Below are 17,172 nucleotides of genomic sequence, written 5' to 3' on the forward strand. Positions count from 1 at the left end.
CGATGCTGCCACGCTTGCCCTACCGCATACAGATCCCGATGGGTCTGGTGCTGGCCGTCATCCTCTCGGTGCTCTTGGTGAGCGTGGTCGCGGCACAAATATCGGCACGGTCGGCGCGCCTGGAGATTGTCAGCACCGTGCAGCGCGTGGTGGATTTGCTGGTGGCGCAGGGCAAACCCTTGCTGGCGCAGGACGATACATGGCGCGCCTTCACGCTGTTACGCAACACGGCAGCGTTGTTGCCTCAGACCGAAAAAGGCCAATCCCGCGCCGCGCTACTCGACGCCCAAGGGCGCTTTTTGGCCGGGTCAGACCCCTTGCGACTGCCTACCGGAGAGCAGGCTTTGGGCGTGCTGATCAACGGCCGCTTGTTGCCAACGACGAGTGACGCCTCGAGGTCCATCACTTTGACGACCCCGGATGGCGGCATGACGCTGGTTGAACCGATTCGCAGTGACGACAACCAGGTGATCGGGTTTGTATTTGCGGAGGTCGATGCCGCCGTCTTTGCTCCGGATTGGGCGGCATTGTCGACACCAGCCTTGATCGGAGCGGCACTGGCCATCATTGTGCTGGTGCCGCTGGGCTGGTTGCTTGGTCGGCGCATGGCACACCCGATCGCCCAGACTGCCGACTGCATTGCCCAAATCGGGCGCACCGATCCCGCGCAACTTCAATTGCTGCTGCCGCAGTTGCAGGACCCCGAACTCGATCGTATTGCGGGTGCAGTGCGACAACTGCTCATAGAAACCGCGGCCGCCCAAGCCAATGAAAAGCGCGCCCTCTCCGCCGAACGCCTGGCCGCCGTGGGTCGTATCACTTCCGTGGTAGCCCATGAAATCAATAACCCGCTGGCTGGCCTGATCACCGCCACGCGAACCCTGCGCCTGCACGGTGACGCGCCTGATACCCGAACCCGCAGCCTGGACCTGATTGAGCGCGGCTTGCAGCAGATCCGCACCATGACCACGGCGCTGCTCCCGCAAGCCAAAGTGGAAGACCGTTGCCTGACGGCGGACGATATGCAGGACATTCTTACACTGGCCCGCGCGACGGCAGCGCAGCATGCCGTGGTGATCAGCTCCGAGCTGACGCAGCAGGCCGAACTGTGCGTGCCCTCAACAGTATTTCGCCAGGTCATGCTCAACCTGTTGCTCAACGCCATCAAGGCCGCTGGCCAGGCCGGCCAAGTGCATGCCAGTCTGAGTGCCGATGCCCACAAGGTCAGCCTCGTCATCTTGAACACTGGTCGCCACTTGTCTGATGATCGTCTGCAGCGGCGGCTGAGCACGGACGATGGCAACGACCCTAACGGTTTCGGCCTTTGGATTTGCCATGAATTTACCGTGCGTTATGGCGGCGGCTTCATGGCTGCCGATGCGGCCGACATCCCGCCCCCCTTTACCACCCGCCTGAGCTTCTGGCTTCCCAACCTGACCCATCATGACCCACAAAAACCTGCTGTTGATTGAAGACGACCTGATCCTGGGGGAGTCGCTGGTGCAACGCTTTGAACTGGAGGGCATCAAGGTCATCTGGTTGCGACGCCTGGCCGAGGCGCAGCTTCAAATCGACTCACCTTGGGGAGCCATCGTCAGCGATGTGCGCCTGCCCGACGGCCTGGCGACCGAGTGGTATGCCCAGCTACCGTCCGCCTGTCGGCAGCTGCCCTGGTATTTCCTGACCGGCTACGGCAGTGTCAACGATGCCGTGGGCGCGCTGCAAGCCGGCGCCCGCGAGTACCTGACCAAGCCCTTTGACACCGAAAAACTGGTCTCGGCTGTGATGGAAGTCCTGTCGGGTCACCTGGAGGTTGCCACCACGGTCCTTGGCATATCACCCGCCATGCGTCGTGTTGAGGAACTGGTGCACAAGCTCTCCAAACAAAAAACATCCGTGCTGGTGAGCGGTGAATCGGGGGTGGGCAAGGAAGTGGTGGCGCAAATGATCCATAACCTGGACTTGCGCAGCAAAAAAGGGGCGTTTGTGGCGGTGAACTGCGCTGCGGTGCCTGAATCGATGATGGAAGCCGAATTTTTTGGCTATGAAAAGGGCGCTTTTACTGGCTCACATCGTGCCCACAAGGGCTTTGTCGAACGTGCCGATGGCGGAACTTTGTTTCTCGACGAAGTGGGCGACCTGCCCGCCAGCATGCAAGCAAAATTGCTGCGGGTCCTGCAAGAGCGCTGTTTTTTCAGATTGGGCTCCGAGCGCACCACGCACAGCGACTTTCGCATCATTGCCGCCACCAACCGCGACCTGTATGCCGACATGCTGGCCGGCAAGTTTCGCGAAGACCTGTTTTACCGGCTGGCCGTGATCCGCATCGAGATCCCGGCACTGCGCGACCGACCCGAAGACATCCGCTGGCTCACCGAGCTGATCCTGCAGCAAATCACCGCCGAGCAAGGCACACCCATTGCCATGTCTGAAGTGTTTTTGCGCGACGTGATGGCCCGCACCTGGCGCGGCAACGTGCGTGAACTGCGCGCCTATCTTGAGCATGCCGTGGTCATGAGCGACAGCGGCATCCTGGACCAGCCCATGGCCAACCGCGGACTGACGCAAACCGGCAACGGTACGGTCACGACGCCGTCAGGTGCCCTGCCGTCTTTGCATGCTGTGGTGGAAGATGCCGAACGCGGACATATCCGCAAGGCCCTGGGCCACTGTGATGGCAGTCTTGGCAAAACCGCCGATGCGCTGGGTATTTCGCGCAAGACACTTTGGGAAAAGATGAAACGGCTGGAGATCAACACATGACGTCCCTCACAGCAGCGATTCACCCATCAGCAAGTAAACCTGCTCTGGAGCTGCCATGAACCCGATGCGCCGACGCCTCGCCACCAGTTTGCCCGCCTTGGGCGCACTGGTGCTGAGCGCACGCCACGGCGGCTTGCTGGCACAAACCACGCCGGCCGCCATGGAAGCAGTGGCCCCTCCGCTGCCCACGGTGGGTACCACGCTGACCTTGCCCGAGGTGGCCTTGTTTGACGGCACCGTCTTCAAGCCAGAGCAAGCCCGGGGCCACATGACGCTGATTTACTGGTGGGCCAGCACCTGCCCTTTTTGTGCGCTGCAGAGCCCTGAAATGCAAAAACTCTGGCAAACCCAGCAAGCACGCAGCCTGCGCATGCTGGCCCTGTCTGTAGACAAAAAACCTGAGGATGCCGTGGCCTATTTGAAAAAGAGGGGCTATAGCTTTCCTTCGGGCTGGGTCACCCCTGCCATTCACAAGGTGCTGCCAAAACCGCGCGGTTTGCCCATCACCCTGATGCTCCGGCGCGATGGCCAGGTCGTGCAAGCTGAGCGCGGCCAGATGTTCCCGGAGGATGTGGCGCAACTCGCCAGCTGGTTGTAATTTTTTACAATTTTCAACGCCTCCTGGGGCAAGATCACTCCCGTTCAGCTGCCACAAGCGTGTCTTGCAAAAGCCGCTTGAGCTCGGTGATCGGAAACACGCCCGGCGCCAGCGGCGGCAGCGGGTGACTGGCGGCCAAGATCAGCGGCAGCTTGAAGTCCTCCGGGTGCAGCGTGCCATGCAGGCGCCCATGCCCGGCGTGGTCACTGGTGACCAGCACCAGATAGCGGCCGCGTTTGGCGACCTCTTCGAGCAGAGGCGCCAGCATCATGTCAATATAGGTCAGCTCGTCCAGATAATCTTCTGACAACCAACCGGCATCAGCGCCCTCGTCTTCAAGCCCACTGAGATGAAGAAAGACAAAGCGCTTGTCAGTCCGGGCAAAAAAAGCCTTTGCCCGGTCAATGCCGTCGTCCCTGGCCAGGGCATGCTCGTCCACTGCGGCGTTGATGAGGTAGCCCAGTTTGGGCTTGGCATAAAAATAGGCGGTGTGAAAACCGCGCTGCTTGGCCAGGTCAAACACCGTTTCCCGCGTCACCTGCGGCTGGCCCGGTTTCCAGTCGTTGTCCTGCTTGCCGCTTTGCGCTGGCGTCAGCCCGGTCATCATGGCGGTATGCGCAATCAGCGTCTGCGGCGGTGTGACACTTCGGCCCTCCAGGGTGTAACGGCCCGACCGCATCAGGCGCTCAAGCGCGGGCGAGGTCTTTTGACTCAGCGCAGCCGGATGCAAGGCATCGATCGACACCATCAGCACGGTCTCGATCTCGCTGGCAAAAACAGGCGTCGCGATAGATAAGAAAAACAGCAATAAACCAGCTTTCATCACGTTCCCATGCTTGAAAATTTGATTGTCTTCAGTATTGCAGCCCTTTGACGAAATAATGGACTGAATTATTCAGCTACCCTGCGTCTTTTTGACAAAGACGCCGTCTTCACCGACATGCGAATTTTTGACAATCACCCACACCAACCGGAGACTTCATGATCAAACCCTTTACCGCCCTTGCCACAACGGCAGCCACCCTGCTTGCAACCAGCCTGCTCGCCCTGCCCGCCTGGGCGGTGGACGTTGCCTTCAAGCCGGTGGCCGAGGGCGTTTATGCCTACATCGGTGACATCGAGGGCCGCACCTACGACAACGAAGGCCTGAATGCCAATATTGGCCTGGTGGTGACACCGGTCGGCGCGGTGCTGATTGACAGCGGCTCAAGCTACCAGGTGGCGGCCAAGATCCATGAGGCGGTCAAAAAAGTCACCACCCAACCGCTCAAGCTGGTGATCAACTCCGGCGACCAGGACCACCGCTGGCTCGGCAACGGCTACTTCACCGAAAAAGGCATCGAGACCCTGGCCCATGCTGATGCGCAAGCCGACATGCAGGCCCGATCTGGCGAACAAATGGACGGGCTCAAGGTCTTGAAGGAACGCCTGGACGGCACCCGCCCCACCCTGCCCGCGCGCTTTGTCAAGGCACAGGACAGCACCATCGACATGGGTGGCGTGCTGATCGAGCTCAAGCACCGCCAGGGCGGCCACACGCCCGGTGACACGCTGGTCTGGCTGCCACAAAAAAACGTGTTGTTCAGCGGAGACGTGGTTTATGTGGACCGCGTGCTGGGCTTGCACCCGGTGAGCCGCACCAAGACCTGGCTCGACAGTTTTGCCGTCATCGACCAGCTCAAACCCAAAATCATCGTGCCCGGTCATGGTCAGGTGACGAACCTGGCGACGGCGCAGGCACACACCCGCGACCTGTTGCTGGCGCTGCGCGCCCACATGAAAAAAGCGGTGGATGAGGGGGTGGACATCAGCGCCGCCGTAAAAGCATTCAACGGCAAGCCGTTTGCCCACTTGAAACACGCCGACGTCTGGCTGCCACAACTGGCCAACCAGACCTACCTGGAGATGGAACGCGAATAAGCGTTGCCGAACATCCCCATCAAGCCATTTTTAACAAGGAGTATGCACATGCACCCGCAAAAGAAATTCCACCTGGTGTTTTCATTGATCATGGGCGCCATGATGATTTTCCTCATGACACTGGTCATCACCTTCGTCAATGTTGGTTTGACTGATAACTTTTTCCAACTCTGGATGAAGGCCTTTGGCATCGCCTACGTCGTCGGTGTACCGGTCATTTTTTTCCTGGCGCCCGTCGCGCGCAAGCTCACCGGGCGTGTCTTGGGCGTGACGCCCGCCTGATGCGGCACAACACGTGGTCAACATTCAAACTGAATACCACCGCACCCAACACATCGGCTGGCTGCGTGCCGCCGTGCTGGGCGCCAACGACGGCATCGTCTCCACGGCCAGTCTGATCCTGGGGGTGGCGGCTGCCAGCACTACCCAAAGCGCGGTCCTGGTGGCGGGTGTGGCCGGTCTGGTGGCCGGCGCCATGTCGATGGCGGCGGGTGAATATGTGTCGGTCAGTTCGCAATCGGACACCGAGCAGGCCGACATTGCCCGCGAACGCGTGGAGTTGGCCACTGACGGCGAACGCGAACTGGCCGAGCTGGCAGCGATTTACGTCGGGCGCGGGCTGGACGCCGAACTGGCGCAGCAGGTGGCCCTGCAGCTCACTGCCAGGGATGCGTTGGGCGCACACACCCGCGATGAACTGGGTATTTCCGAGACCGTGAGTGCCAACCCCTTGCAGGCAGCATTGGTGTCGGCACTGTCCTTTGTTGTTGGCGCCGGCTTGCCCCTCTTGACGGCCTGGCTCACGCCCTATGCCTATCTGACGCCTGTGGTAGCGGCCACATCGCTGTTGTTTCTGGTTTTTTTGGGTGGCCTGGCGGCCTACACCGGAGGTGCCAGTATCGTCAAAGGGATTGCCCGGGTGGCGTTTTGGGGCGCCTTGGCGATGGCCTGCACCGCCGCTGTCGGCTGGTTGTTCGGCGTGGCGGCTTGAGCCTGCATTCTGAATTTGCAGGTCCGTAGCCAGGATTGTCACCTAGGCTACAAAGTTTTATTCAACACTTCAATACTTGTTGTATTATTAAACCTATGGACAAATCACTTGCCACTGCCGTTTTTGAATCACTCGCCTCTGGCGTACGTCTGGACGTTTACCGTCTGCTGGTCAAGGCTGGGCCGCAGGGCCTGGTAGCCGGCGAAATTGGCGCCGCACTGGACGTGCCACCGACCAATTTGTCGTTTCACCTGAAGGCTCTGGCCCATGCGCAGCTTGTGTCCGTGGTGCAGGAGGGGCGCTACCAGCGTTACCGCGCCAACCTGGTGCTGATGCAGGACCTGATTGGCTACCTGACCGCCGAGTGCTGCGCCGGTCATCCCGAGTTGTGCGCCGAGACCTGCCTCGACCCCGTCTGCCCCTGAACCAATTTTGAAATCCAAGAAAGTCATCATGAAAAAAATACAGGTGTTCGACCCTGCCCGACTGTCCACCCACCCATACTGAAACTCTTCGCCACAAGGAAATCAACCATGTCCAGCGCACCTGTCAATGTTCTATTTTTGTGTACCCATAATTCGGCCCGCAGCATCCTGGCCGAGGCGCTCCTGAATCACATTGGGCGTGGCCGCTTCAAAGCCTTTTCGGCCGGTAGCAGCCCGCGCCCCAACCAGCAACCCAACCCGCTGGGCTTGCAGGTGCTGCAAAGCGCCGGTATTTCGGTCGATGGCCTGTACAGCAAATCCTGGGACGAATTCGGCACCATGGATGCGCCCAAGATGGACCTGGTCATTACCGTGTGCGACAACGCCGCCGGCGAGGTCTGCCCCCATTGGCCCGGCCAGCCCGCCACGGCCCACTGGGGCTATGCCGACCCTTCTGTCGGCGGTGCTGACGATGCCCACAAGCTCGAGGCCATCCGCCAGACCATGCTGGCCTTGAAACACCGGCTGGAACTGCTGGTGAGCCTGCCTGTCAGCAAGCTGGAAAAGTCCATGCTGCAAAACACTGCCCGCGAAATGGCCCGGGGGCAATGACATGGGCTTGTTTGAACGTTTTCTGACCCTGTGGGTGGCACTGGGCATCGTCGCGGGTGTGGGCCTTGGGTTGCTGGCACCCGGCACATTCCAGGCCATTGCCGCAGTGGAAGTTGCCCATGTCAACCTAGTGGTTGCGGTGCTGATCTGGGTCATGATTTACCCGATGATGATCCAGATCGACTGGTCGGCGGTCAAGGACGTCGGCAAAAAACCGCGTGGCCTGGCCCTGACGCTGGTGGTCAACTGGCTGATCAAACCCTTCACCATGGCGGCGCTGGGCGTGCTGTTTTTCCACTACCTGTTTGCGCCCTGGGTCGACCCGCAGTCGGCCAGCGAATACATCGCCGGCATGATTCTGCTGGGCGTGGCGCCCTGCACCGCCATGGTGTTTGTCTGGAGCCAGCTGGTCAAGGGTGATGCCAACTACACGCTGGTGCAGGTCTCGGTGAATGACCTGATCATGGTGTTTGCCTTTGCGCCCATTGCCGCTTTTTTGCTGGGTGTGACCGACCTCACCGTACCCTGGGAAACGTTGCTGCTCTCGACCGTGCTTTATGTGGTGCTGCCGCTGGCCGCCGGAATGGCCACGCGTCACGTGCTGGCGCGCCGATCTGACCACGCCGTGGGTGATTTCGTGGCGCGCCTCAAGCCCTGGTCGGTGGTGGGCCTCATTGCCACCGTCGTGCTGCTGTTTGGTTTTCAGGCGGAAACCATCGTGGCCAAGCCACTGATCATCGGCCTGATAGCCATCCCGCTGATTCTGCAAACTTATGGCATTTTCTTCATCAGCTGGTGGGGCGCCAAGCTGCTCAAGCTGCCACACAACATTGCCGGGCCGGCCTGCCTGATCGGCACCTCCAACTTTTTCGAACTGGCGGTGGCGGTGGCCATCTCCCTCTTCGGGCTCAATTCCGGCGCCGCCCTGGCTACCGTGGTGGGGGTACTGGTGGAGGTGCCAGTGATGCTGTCACTGGTCTGGCTGGTCAACCGGGCCCGACCAGCGTGATTACTTGGCTAAACAATCAACTTCAGCCTTTGTTAACCAAACCAACAAGCGATTGTTGGATTTGGCGTCAACTCACAGGTGGGTCAATTATTATTGACCCAAATCAAACCATCACATCTAACGCAAACCTAGACTGTGCTCATTCGTTCTGACCCGCGGGTTTCGCGTCTTGATGTCGAGATTCACGTTTTTAACGAAGACATTTTTTAGTTTAACCAAGGAACATGAACATGAAAGTAAAACTTTTTACGGCAGTGATGGGTACTGCCTTGCTGGCCCTGGCCGGTTGCCAATCTGTGCAAGACAAGGTACCTGCTGATTCTCTGGTTGCTGTCTACACAGGCACCGCCCCCAACCTTGCAGTTGGCGCGGCCGATCCGGTCTGGGCCAAGGCCAGCCCGCTGTCGGCAGAGCTGACCGGCGGGGTCAACTTCGGCGCCAAGCCCGGTGCAAAAGGTGAGAGCTCCGTCACCTTGAAGGCGGCTTACACCAATGACATGCTCTACATGTTGGTCCAATACACGGACCCGACCAATTCAGTCCGTCGTGGCCCCTTCCAGAAGCAGGCAGATGGCTCTTGGAAGAAACTCAAAGACCCGGCTGACAAGGGCGGGGATGACAACCTGTACTACGAGGACAAGTGGGCCATGCTCTGGCCAACCAACGAAGCCACAGCCAAGCCCTTCGACAACGAAGGCTGCGCAATGGCATGTCATGAAGGTCAGACCAAGCCCTACGGCAACAAGTACACCAACCTGCCTGGCCAGTTGCTGGACATGTGGCACATGAAAGGCCAGCGCACAGGACCTTGGGGTTACTTGGACGACCAGTACACCGACGACACACGCTATGACGCCAAAACATCGCCCAACGCCGGCCGCAAGGGTGACCCGGGACCGAAGGGTGGCGAGTACACCAACGTCCCGCTGGTTGATGGCAAGCCACAGTTCATGAGCCGCGAGGCCAAGGCCGCCAATGCAGGTGGAACCTACTACATCAAGCGCGGCAACGAGGTGGCGTTCGACGACAGCAAATTCAAGGCCGGTGACGAGGTGGCGTCGATCATCAGCAATCCGCTGACGGGTACCGACCGCGGTGATGTGCAGGTTGCCAGCTCGTATGCCAACGGCATGCACACCGCAGTGGTCAGCCGCAAGCTGGTGACCGGTAGCAAGTTTGACGTGCAGTTTGCCAACCTGAGTGCGCGTTACGGGTTTGGCTTTGCCGCCTTTGACAACGCCCAGGTGCGCCACGCCACGTCAGACGACCCGATGTACCTGGTCTTCGGCAAGAAGTAAGCCAGTCAGTGAGCCCGGACTTTTGTTCTGGGCCTTTGATAAAAGGGGCTGCCCGGTTTCGGGCAGCCCCTTTGCGTTTCAGTTGCGGGGTCTCCATTTGAAGCAAAGGCTGCGCGCTCGGGCGGACTCTTGGATTTCGGGGTTTGATGGGCCGAAAAAATGCCCAAACCAGACCAGCATCGGAAATGTCCAGCCTAGCGAACTCGACAAAAATTCCTGGCCCGCCGCGACCGTCGGCTTACGCGGCTCAAGAGTTGGACAGTGGAAAGTTCAACGGGAGTGCCCACATGGTCTGGTCTGCAATGACCGCCGTGGTGAGGGTGCAAGGTGCCATAGGCTATTTTCGACTAGCTTCGAACTGACAAGCCTTTAAATTTTTGTCCCGGAGACCCTCTGTACAGCTGCAAAGGCAAGTGCACCGATGCCATGGTGTATGGCATCGGTGCAGACTTGCTGCTTACAGGCTCGTGAAGAACCCGATGCCCACCAGCGTCAACAGCGTCAGGCCACACACGATCAGGACAAAGCCCAGGACCCGTGAGGCTGCCAACTTGCCGGGTGACGGCGCATCCACCAGGTACTTCTCAAGCTCGCCGCTGGCCACCAGGCGCTCGTATTCCTTGGCATGCTCATGCTTGAAGTCCTCCAGCGAGAACGTGCCGGTGAACATCACCACATCCAGCGGGAACTTGTCGGGCCGGAAATGGTTGTTGAAGAAGTGCACGGTGAACAGGAACACCACCGCCAAGAACGCTTCTTCGCCGTGGAAGATGGCCGCCACGTTGAACACCCAACCCGGCAGGAAGGCGCCGAAGAAGTTGGAGAACCACATGATCAAGCCACTCACACCAATGATGGTCACGCCCCAGAACGGTGCCCAGTAGTCGAATTTCTCCCAGTAGGTCCAGCGGTCGAACTTGGGACGAGGACCCTTGCCGAAGAACCACTTGAACATGGCCAGCATGTCCTTGCCGTCCTGCAGGTTGGGCACCAGCGAGTCAGGGCCGAAGAACTTGAAGGTGCTCCAGTTCTTGGCAATGCGCCAGGTGATGTAGAACAGGTGCCAGAAGAAGACACCGGCAAAGATCACCGCACTCACCCGGTGGATCAAGCCGGCAATGTGCGGGCCACCCAGCGCCGTCATGAGCGGTACTGCCCAGGGCGATGCCGGATAGAACAGCGGAATGCCGGTCAGCGTCAGGATCATCAAGCTCAAGGCAAAGGTGATGTGGGCCAGGCGCCAGATCGGGCTGAAGCGGCGCACGTGTTTGCCGTTCAGATGAGCCGGCAGCGCTTCCACCTTGATGTGGGCTTGGGTCTTGCGCAATTGACGTTCCTTGTATTCACGGAAGAACCACAGCAGCGTGTGCAGCCAGAAGAAACCAAAGGTCCCCACCAGCAGCTGGATCATGATTTGCCAGGCCACCCAGATTTCCGGGTATTTGTTGAAATCGCCGCCATGGCCGTGCGGCTGGAACGAGCTGAAGCCAACCGGTGCCAAAGCCAGATCTTCCTTGCCACTGTGGCAGGACTGGCAGGTCTTGAGGCGGTTGTCGATGTGCACCATGGACTTGGGATCATCGGTCTTCAGAATTTTGTGGCTGCCATGACAGTCGTAGCACTTGGCGGTGTACGCATAGCCCAGCGTGCTGATCTTGCCATGGTAGGTGGCCATGTAGGTCTTGAGATTGTCTTCGTGGCAAGTGCCACACTGCTGGGTCACGGCCAGCTTGAACGGGTCGCCAGAGGAGTTGGTGATGCTGTGCGAGCCATGGCAATCCGAGCAGACAGCGGCCTTGGGATTGTTCTTTTCGAGCACTTCCTTGCCGTGAACGGAGCCAGCATAGTCGTCGAGCTGGTCTTCATGGCAGGTGCCGCAATTGTTGGAAATACCCAAACGCCATTGGTCATACTCAGGCGTCTTCTTCGCGGGCACATTGAAGCTGTGCGTGTCATGACAGTTGTCGCACGAGGCGTTGGGCTTGGTGGCGTCGTCCGCATTGGGGCGCGCATGGAACGAGGCCTTGTAGGCCGCGATATTCTTGGCAACGAGTTCCAGTTGCGGCTTGTCCTTGCCGGTTCCAGCGGTTTTGGCATCATCCCAAAGTTGCTGGTGGCAGCCTGCGCAGTCGACCTTGGCGAGCTTGAGCGCCGGGTCCTTGGCGTGGGCATTGGCTGTTTCGGCGTTGTCCTTGATGTCGGCGTGGCACGCCACGCAGCTCATCTTGGCGTGCACGCTTTGGCCAAATTTATCAGGCTTGACAGCATGCAACTCACGTGCCTCACCATCAGCCCCCGGGACTTCCAGTTTGCCCTTCTTGCCATCGTGACAACTCAGACAGGTCGCGTTGTCCAACTGGACGGGGGCAGCCGCAGGACTGGCTGCGAGTGCTGGCAAGCTCAGGCATGCACCAAGGAGCCAGGCTAGCCCGCCTAAAAGAAGTGAAGATTTAAGTCGCATGATTCCATACCGATGAACAAATAAAAATGGCCACGGTCTGTAAGGACAGTGGCCACGAACTTGCCGAAATGAGCGTCTGGATTATTGCGCCAGAATATAGCTGGCCAGGTTTTTCAGCTCTTTGACGTCTTTGGTGTCAACAACTTTGTGCTTTTCTTCGGTGCCATCGGCCAGCTTGACCATCGGGCCCGTGGTGAAGTTGGTCACAAGCTTTTCTTGACCATCAGCCTTGCCTTTGTACTTTTCAGCAATTTTCTTCAGTGATGGGCCTTTTTTGGTCTTGTCAACGGCGTGGCATTTGGTGCAGTCGTTGGCTTTCATCAGGGTCTTGGCTGCTTCTTCATCGGGCGCAGCGTGCGCGGGCGACATAAAGGCAAGAGCCAGAACAGCAGATGCACTGGCGAGGGTGAGAGATGATTTGAACATTGTTGAACTCCTTGAGTGAAATGTCGGCTACAAAAAAGTATTTCTGGGAAGAGGCCTGCTTTAATCCATTCTAGTCCCCGACGCGTTCGACGACGATTGATCTAAATCAATCAAAGCAGATTCCATCGTGAGAAAGCGCTCCGTTAACTCTGCCAATTCTCGATAGAAAGCAGTTTCCGCTCCTTGTTTGATCGCTGCGGCAAAGGGTCCGATCCAGACGCCCAGATGTTCACCAAGAAAACGCTTTCGCAGTTGGTCGACAGCGGCCGACTCATCTGCTTTACCCGCAGCCTGAGCCCGGTTTCTTTTGAACGTGAGCAGGTACAAAAATTCCAGCTCCACGGCCACATGATCCGGCAACTCCCTGAAGTCGGGATCGATCTCAAAACCGCCTTCACTGTACAACGCCAGAACGGCTGGGAGCGGATTGTCATCGGTCGCCACGGGCGAAGTCAACCAAGACGCACCGTAGGGGTTGGCGATGGCCTTGATCGGGCCAAGAAAAAGTCGGGTGTAATCCACCAGCAGGGTCTGCAGGTCCTGCGCGGCAAACGCCTCGCCCAGCCTGCGTGCCGCATCGGCAAGATCCGGGTCAACCCTGGCGGCGGCGAGCCTGATGGAGTCAAACAGCTTTTCCTCTGCAAACTCCGGCGCCGGTTCGTAGTAACAGGCGGATAAAAACCGAAACAAGTCCTCTCTTGCGCTGGCTTTGTCAGGCTCGAATTCGGACATTGCTTCTCCTTGAGAAAAAAATGGGGAAGCCGTCCAACCGGCTCCCATGGCAACTGAGGTCAGACTCATCATGCGCGCGGGCTGTACTTGCCAATGTAATGTACATTGGGTTTGGTGCCTTTTTCTTCCTGCAGGCGGAATGATTTCTCCAGCCTCAGGATTTGCGCAATTTGTGTGTTCGGGTCATCCTGATCGCCAAAAATGCGCGCTTTGGCCGGGCAAACCTCCACACAGGCTGGTTGCAGACCGTTGAGCACGCGGTGGTAACAAAAGGTGCACTTCTCGACCACATCGTCCTTGCGCACCGGTTGCAAGTCGCCGCCTTTCCAGGCGTTCAACATGGGGGGCGTCGCACCGGCCAGGGCCGCAACCTCGGCACCCGAAGTCGTGCAGCCCGGAATGACCGAAGTTTTGTCGGCCCAGCGCGGCTGGGTGTTTTCGTCCATCACGTTGAAGCTGATGACACTGTAACTGCCACCTTCCAGGCTTGAACTGTCCAGCTTCTCGTGACTGTAAGGACAGTTGGTCTGGCATTCGCGGCACCCGACGCACAAGTCGGGGTTGTGCATGGTAATCCCCTCGGGGGTTTTGTACAGCGCCTTGTAAGGGTTGCCCGGACCCGCTTTTTCAGGATTTCCAGGGCACTTCGTGACGCAAGGTGCATCGCTGCAGTGGTTGCACAGCACCGGCATGACAAAGTGCTTTGTGTTGGGAAACGTGCCTTCGGTGTACATCAGGAAATCGGCCCAATTGAAGCTTTGCCCGTCAGCGCGGTCACGGGTGTTGTTTTCAGTCTTGCAGGCAAAGGCGCATGCGCCGCAGCCGTTGCATTTTGCGAGGTCGATGACCATTCCAAGTCTTGACATGATTTGCTCCTAAATTGTTGCTCGGCGATCAGGCCTTCTGGATCCGTACACCGGTGAAGCCGCCATTGCGGGCGGTGGCACCACTCAGCCGGTCGTAGTCGTCGACCAGGATCTCGTTGTTGTTGCCACCTCTGGGGATCGCCTTGGCAAAGTCCTTGGCAGCTACCCGGCCATAAGCCCAGTGACCCTGGCCGTAACACTTGGCGACGGTGCCGGGGCGCACACCCTCCCAAAGTTTGAGCTGGCAACTGATGGTGCCGATGATGGATGTGATGGTCACGTTGTCGCCGTTCTTCAGGCCCAACTTGGCACCGTCAACCGGATTCATCTTGACCACGTCACCCCAGGACACATCACCCGGATCGACTTTCTTGAACTCCTGGTACCAGGGCAGGTTTTGCGAACGACCCTCGCGGTTCAGGCGCGACTTGTAGTCGATGAAGGTCAGCGGGTAGTCGGCCAGACTGCCATGACGTTTCACAGTTTCATAGTGCGGCACAAAGGCGACTTCGCCGCGCGCCACGTAGCCGCTCACCGTCAGGATGTCGTCGACGGTGGTTTCGTACTTCTTGGCGTGTTCCAGCAGGCCCGCCTTGAGCGACTCGCTGTAGAACTCGAATTTCTTGGTGGGCGTGTTGAACTTGCCGCCCCAGCCTTTTTTAAGCGTGTACTTCGGGCCACTGAACATGCCCTTCTTCTTGAATTCGGCCCAGCCGTTGATCGCTGCATCACCCTTGAGGGGCTCCTTGGCCATCCACAGCGGCGCGCTGGTTATCTTGGCTGCAATTTCCGAGAATTCAAGCGCGGTGGTCGGCGCCTTGCCGGTTTCGGGGTCCTTGAACTCCTTGGCGTAGTAGTCGAACAGGTTGGCAAAACCCCTGGCCTTGAGCTTTTCGGCCAGCAACCACATGACTTCGGTTTCTTCCTGCTTAACATCCCACAGGCGTTTGACGGCGCCCTGCTGGATCGAAGCGTAGGCATAACCGTTGCCCATGTTAGTGACGACGGACCAGCCCTCGGCCGAGTTGAAGGTTGAGGGCAGCACGATGTCGGCAAACATCGTCATCTCCGAGGCAGTGGGCACCATGTGCACAAAAAAGGGTACGGCGGCCAGGGCTTTTTCCCAGCGCTGCGCGCCGGTGGCTGAAAAAGCGAAGTTGGACCAGGACGAAATGAAAACTTTGACCGCGCCCGGGTCTTTCAGCATGCCATTGGCCACGTTGTTGGTCACCACACCGCTGCCCGGTTTGGCGCCCATCATGGCGGGCATGTCCTTGGCGCCACGGCCGTCGAGCTTTTTGCCCTTGCTTGCGGCTTTGGCCTGGTCGTCGACGTATTTGTCCATATTCGGGAACTTGGCAGTTGCCACACTGCCGCTCTGCCAGACACCACCCTCGGCGTCGATGGAACCCAGCAGGCCGTTGAGCGCATGCACGGCCATGGCGCTGTAAGTGCCGCGCGGGTGCATCGCCGCGCCCGGGCCCATCCACACGGTGACCTTGGGCGCCGCCTTGCCCATGGCGCGGGCCACGCGGACAATTTGAGCTGCCGGAATCAGGGATTCAGTCTCGCCCCAAGCGGGTGTGCGGTCCTTGAGTTCGAGGTTCCACCATTTCACCAAACCATGGGTTTCCTTCTCGGCAAAGGCCGCTTCATCCACAGATTTGCTGGCAACGAAGAGGTTTTTGCCGTCCTTGAAGTCACCCACGAACTCGCGGCTCCACAGGCCTTCGGTGAGCAGCACATGGGCGATGGCACCGGCCAGCGCGCCGTCGGTGCCGGGGCTGATCGGCAGCCACTCATGCGCCTTGGCAGCGATGTTGGACAAGCGTGGGTCTACGGCAATCACTGTCCCGCGTTTGACGATGTCGGGAAAACGGTTCATGGTGTTGGGCACCATGCGGTTGGAGGCCAACGGGTCGCAGCCCCATGCCACCAGGCAATTGGTGTTGGCCAGGTCGTAGTCACGGTAGCCAAAAAAGCCCTGCGTCAGACCGGGACCCATTTTTTCGGCCTCGGCGCAGATGGCGCTGTGGGAGAAATAATTGCCCGTGCCAAAAATTTTGGGCAGCGTGCCGTAAAGCAGTTCCGTCGAAGTCGGCGAGTAGCGGCCACGCATGTACATGAGCTTGTGCGTTTCGCCCGCTGTGCGCAGGGCGATCATTTTGTCGGCCACAGTGTTGAGCGCTTCGTCCCAGCTGATGGGTACAAATTTTGGATCAATGCCACGACCCTTGAGCGGGTTCGTGCGTTTCATGGGCACCTTGACGCGGTCGGGGTCATACATTTGCTGCGGGATCAGGTGGCCGCGTGGACACACATAGCCATGGTTGGTCTTGGACAGCGGGTTGCCACGGACCCGGGTGGCACGACCGCCCTGCACAAAGATCTGGATGGCGCACCACTGGGTACAGCCCTGGCAGGTGCTGGCGACCCAGTCACCCACAGCGGGGCCACTGGGTTTGGCCTTGCGGGGGACCAGCGCGCTATGAAGCGGCGCAGCCGACATGCCCGCGCAACCCACCATGAGCGACCCGGCAGAGATGCCTGTGGCCATGATAAAAATCCGTCTTGTCAACTTCATAACATGCTCCTGATTTGATGTTCGACTGATGAACTCTCCGCAAACTTCATGCCACGGCGCAGACGGATTCCCCATGTCTTTGCTCAACGCATTGAAGTAACAAGCGCAGACACCTGTTTTCAAAGGGGAATTGCCATGAAACGCAGACATCAGGGGGCTTGTGTCCGGGCATTTACACGATCAGCAGCAGGCCGGCCAGGTCGTTACCCCTTGGTAACTGGCAAATGATTCAAATCAGAAATCACCGCACCGAAACAGAAAATATCAGAGGCAGTCCGCTCATCCCCGTCGCTAGAATTCGGCAGGTTCAGTGTGAACTTTCTTATGTTTCACAGCGCCAGAGCCGGGCAAGATCATGGTGTTACCGTCCGGTAACCTCAGATGTCAGCCCGATGGCCCATGTCACCAAGCGGTAACGAGGAAAATATGTCAAAACTCATCAGGCGAGAGTTCGTGATGGCTTGCCTTGGCGCAAGTTGTTTGCACG

Annotated in this window: 16 protein-coding genes; 10 read left to right on the plus strand and 6 right to left on the minus strand. The window is 58.8% G+C overall.

The features are described from left to right. Positions 1-2 precede the first annotated feature (2 nt). Genes Q7U49_RS08785 through Q7U49_RS08795 form a run of 3 tightly spaced genes read left to right on the plus strand, consistent with a single transcriptional unit; the run spans position 3 to position 3,361 of the window. A complete protein-coding gene (locus Q7U49_RS08785) occupies positions 3-1,472 on the plus strand; it encodes a HAMP domain-containing sensor histidine kinase (RefSeq protein WP_304763825.1) in 1,470 nt (489 codons plus the stop codon). Beyond that, the gene (locus Q7U49_RS08790) at positions 1,444-2,763 is read left to right on the plus strand and encodes a sigma-54 dependent transcriptional regulator (RefSeq protein ID WP_304763827.1); all 1,320 of its coding nucleotides are present in this window, start codon (positions 1,444-1,446) and stop codon (positions 2,761-2,763) included. Before Q7U49_RS08785 ends, Q7U49_RS08790 begins: the two co-directional genes overlap by 29 nt. Before the next feature lie 55 nt (positions 2,764-2,818). After that, a complete protein-coding gene (locus Q7U49_RS08795) occupies positions 2,819-3,361 on the plus strand; it encodes a TlpA disulfide reductase family protein (protein ID WP_304763828.1) in 543 nt (180 codons plus the stop codon). 34 nt (positions 3,362-3,395) lie between these two features. On the opposite strand, the gene Q7U49_RS08800 is transcribed toward Q7U49_RS08795, so the two are convergent. After that, complete coding sequence (locus tag Q7U49_RS08800) at positions 3,396-4,184, minus strand: alkaline phosphatase family protein (RefSeq protein WP_304763829.1); 789 nt, start codon at positions 4,182-4,184, stop codon at positions 3,396-3,398. Positions 4,185-4,342: 158 nt separating this feature from the next. On the opposite strand from Q7U49_RS08800, the gene Q7U49_RS08805 reads away from it, so the two are divergent. From Q7U49_RS08805 to Q7U49_RS08835, 7 genes are all read left to right on the plus strand, one after another. Then, positions 4,343-5,281, plus strand: a complete 939-nt coding sequence (locus Q7U49_RS08805) for an MBL fold metallo-hydrolase (protein ID WP_304763831.1) — start codon at positions 4,343-4,345, stop codon at positions 5,279-5,281. 48 nt (positions 5,282-5,329) lie between these two features. Then, the gene (locus Q7U49_RS08810; protein WP_304763832.1) at positions 5,330-5,563 is read left to right on the plus strand and encodes a DUF2798 domain-containing protein; all 234 of its coding nucleotides are present in this window, start codon (positions 5,330-5,332) and stop codon (positions 5,561-5,563) included. A 13-nt stretch (positions 5,564-5,576) separates the two neighbouring features. Continuing rightward, positions 5,577-6,272, plus strand: a complete 696-nt coding sequence (locus tag Q7U49_RS08815; RefSeq protein WP_304763834.1) for a VIT family protein — start codon at positions 5,577-5,579, stop codon at positions 6,270-6,272. A 95-nt stretch (positions 6,273-6,367) separates the two neighbouring features. Then, complete coding sequence (locus Q7U49_RS08820; RefSeq protein WP_304763835.1) at positions 6,368-6,697, plus strand: helix-turn-helix transcriptional regulator; 330 nt, start codon at positions 6,368-6,370, stop codon at positions 6,695-6,697. Between the two features lie 108 nt (positions 6,698-6,805). After that, positions 6,806-7,309, plus strand: coding sequence for an arsenate reductase ArsC (locus tag Q7U49_RS08825; protein WP_304763836.1), 504 nt, complete (start codon positions 6,806-6,808; stop codon positions 7,307-7,309). A 1-nt stretch (position 7,310) separates the two neighbouring features. After that, entirely contained in the window at positions 7,311-8,318 is a 1,008-nt protein-coding gene (gene arsB / locus Q7U49_RS08830; RefSeq protein ID WP_304763837.1) for an ACR3 family arsenite efflux transporter, read from the plus strand. Between the two features lie 230 nt (positions 8,319-8,548). Beyond that, positions 8,549-9,616 carry an ethylbenzene dehydrogenase-related protein gene (locus Q7U49_RS08835; RefSeq protein WP_304763838.1) on the plus strand — a complete coding sequence of 356 codons (1,068 nt, stop codon included), beginning with the start codon at positions 8,549-8,551 and terminating at the stop codon, positions 9,614-9,616. A gap of 457 nt (positions 9,617-10,073) precedes the next feature. On the opposite strand, the gene Q7U49_RS08840 is transcribed toward Q7U49_RS08835, so the two are convergent. The 5 genes from Q7U49_RS08840 to Q7U49_RS08860 form a co-directional block, all read right to left on the minus strand. Then, on the minus strand, positions 10,074-12,014 hold the full coding sequence (locus Q7U49_RS08840) for a cytochrome C (protein ID WP_304763840.1): 1,941 nt from the start codon (positions 12,012-12,014) through the stop codon (positions 10,074-10,076). 144 nt (positions 12,015-12,158) lie between these two features. Next, positions 12,159-12,503, minus strand: a complete 345-nt coding sequence (locus Q7U49_RS08845) for a c-type cytochrome (protein ID WP_304763841.1) — start codon at positions 12,501-12,503, stop codon at positions 12,159-12,161. Positions 12,504-12,563: 60 nt separating this feature from the next. Next, positions 12,564-13,235 carry a molecular chaperone gene (locus tag Q7U49_RS08850; RefSeq protein ID WP_304763843.1) on the minus strand — a complete coding sequence of 224 codons (672 nt, stop codon included), beginning with the start codon at positions 13,233-13,235 and terminating at the stop codon, positions 12,564-12,566. A gap of 68 nt (positions 13,236-13,303) precedes the next feature. Next, on the minus strand, positions 13,304-14,101 hold the full coding sequence (locus Q7U49_RS08855; protein WP_304763845.1) for a 4Fe-4S dicluster domain-containing protein: 798 nt from the start codon (positions 14,099-14,101) through the stop codon (positions 13,304-13,306). Positions 14,102-14,129: 28 nt separating this feature from the next. Next, positions 14,130-16,658, minus strand: coding sequence for a molybdopterin-dependent oxidoreductase (locus tag Q7U49_RS08860; protein ID WP_304763846.1), 2,529 nt, complete (start codon positions 16,656-16,658; stop codon positions 14,130-14,132). Positions 16,659-17,172 lie beyond the last annotated feature (514 nt).

The sequence above is a fragment of the Rhodoferax sp. genome (assembly GCF_030653815.1).
Lineage (GTDB): Bacteria > Pseudomonadota > Gammaproteobacteria > Burkholderiales > Burkholderiaceae_C > Rhodoferax.

What these genes read in the sequence shown, in the direction of transcription:
- Q7U49_RS08785 (WP_304763825.1), top strand. Translation starts at nt 3, where the DNA reads ATGCTGCCACGCTTGCCCTACCGCATACAGATCCCGATGGGTCTGGTG.
- Q7U49_RS08790 (WP_304763827.1), top strand. Translation starts at nt 1,444, where the DNA reads ATGACCCACAAAAACCTGCTGTTGATTGAAGACGACCTGATCCTGGGG.
- Q7U49_RS08795 (WP_304763828.1), top strand. Translation starts at nt 2,819, where the DNA reads ATGAACCCGATGCGCCGACGCCTCGCCACCAGTTTGCCCGCCTTGGGC.
- Q7U49_RS08800 (WP_304763829.1), bottom strand. Translation starts at nt 4,184, where the DNA reads ATGAAAGCTGGTTTATTGCTGTTTTTCTTATCTATCGCGACGCCTGTT.
- Q7U49_RS08805 (WP_304763831.1), top strand. Translation starts at nt 4,343, where the DNA reads ATGATCAAACCCTTTACCGCCCTTGCCACAACGGCAGCCACCCTGCTT.
- Q7U49_RS08810 (WP_304763832.1), top strand. Translation starts at nt 5,330, where the DNA reads ATGCACCCGCAAAAGAAATTCCACCTGGTGTTTTCATTGATCATGGGC.
- Q7U49_RS08820 (WP_304763835.1), top strand. Translation starts at nt 6,368, where the DNA reads ATGGACAAATCACTTGCCACTGCCGTTTTTGAATCACTCGCCTCTGGC.
- Q7U49_RS08825 (WP_304763836.1), top strand. Translation starts at nt 6,806, where the DNA reads ATGTCCAGCGCACCTGTCAATGTTCTATTTTTGTGTACCCATAATTCG.
- arsB (WP_304763837.1), top strand. Translation starts at nt 7,311, where the DNA reads ATGGGCTTGTTTGAACGTTTTCTGACCCTGTGGGTGGCACTGGGCATC.
- Q7U49_RS08835 (WP_304763838.1), top strand. Translation starts at nt 8,549, where the DNA reads ATGAAAGTAAAACTTTTTACGGCAGTGATGGGTACTGCCTTGCTGGCC.
- Q7U49_RS08845 (WP_304763841.1), bottom strand. Translation starts at nt 12,503, where the DNA reads ATGTTCAAATCATCTCTCACCCTCGCCAGTGCATCTGCTGTTCTGGCT.
- Q7U49_RS08850 (WP_304763843.1), bottom strand. Translation starts at nt 13,235, where the DNA reads ATGTCCGAATTCGAGCCTGACAAAGCCAGCGCAAGAGAGGACTTGTTT.
- Q7U49_RS08855 (WP_304763845.1), bottom strand. Translation starts at nt 14,101, where the DNA reads ATGTCAAGACTTGGAATGGTCATCGACCTCGCAAAATGCAACGGCTGC.
- Q7U49_RS08860 (WP_304763846.1), bottom strand. Translation starts at nt 16,658, where the DNA reads ATGGCCACAGGCATCTCTGCCGGGTCGCTCATGGTGGGTTGCGCGGGC.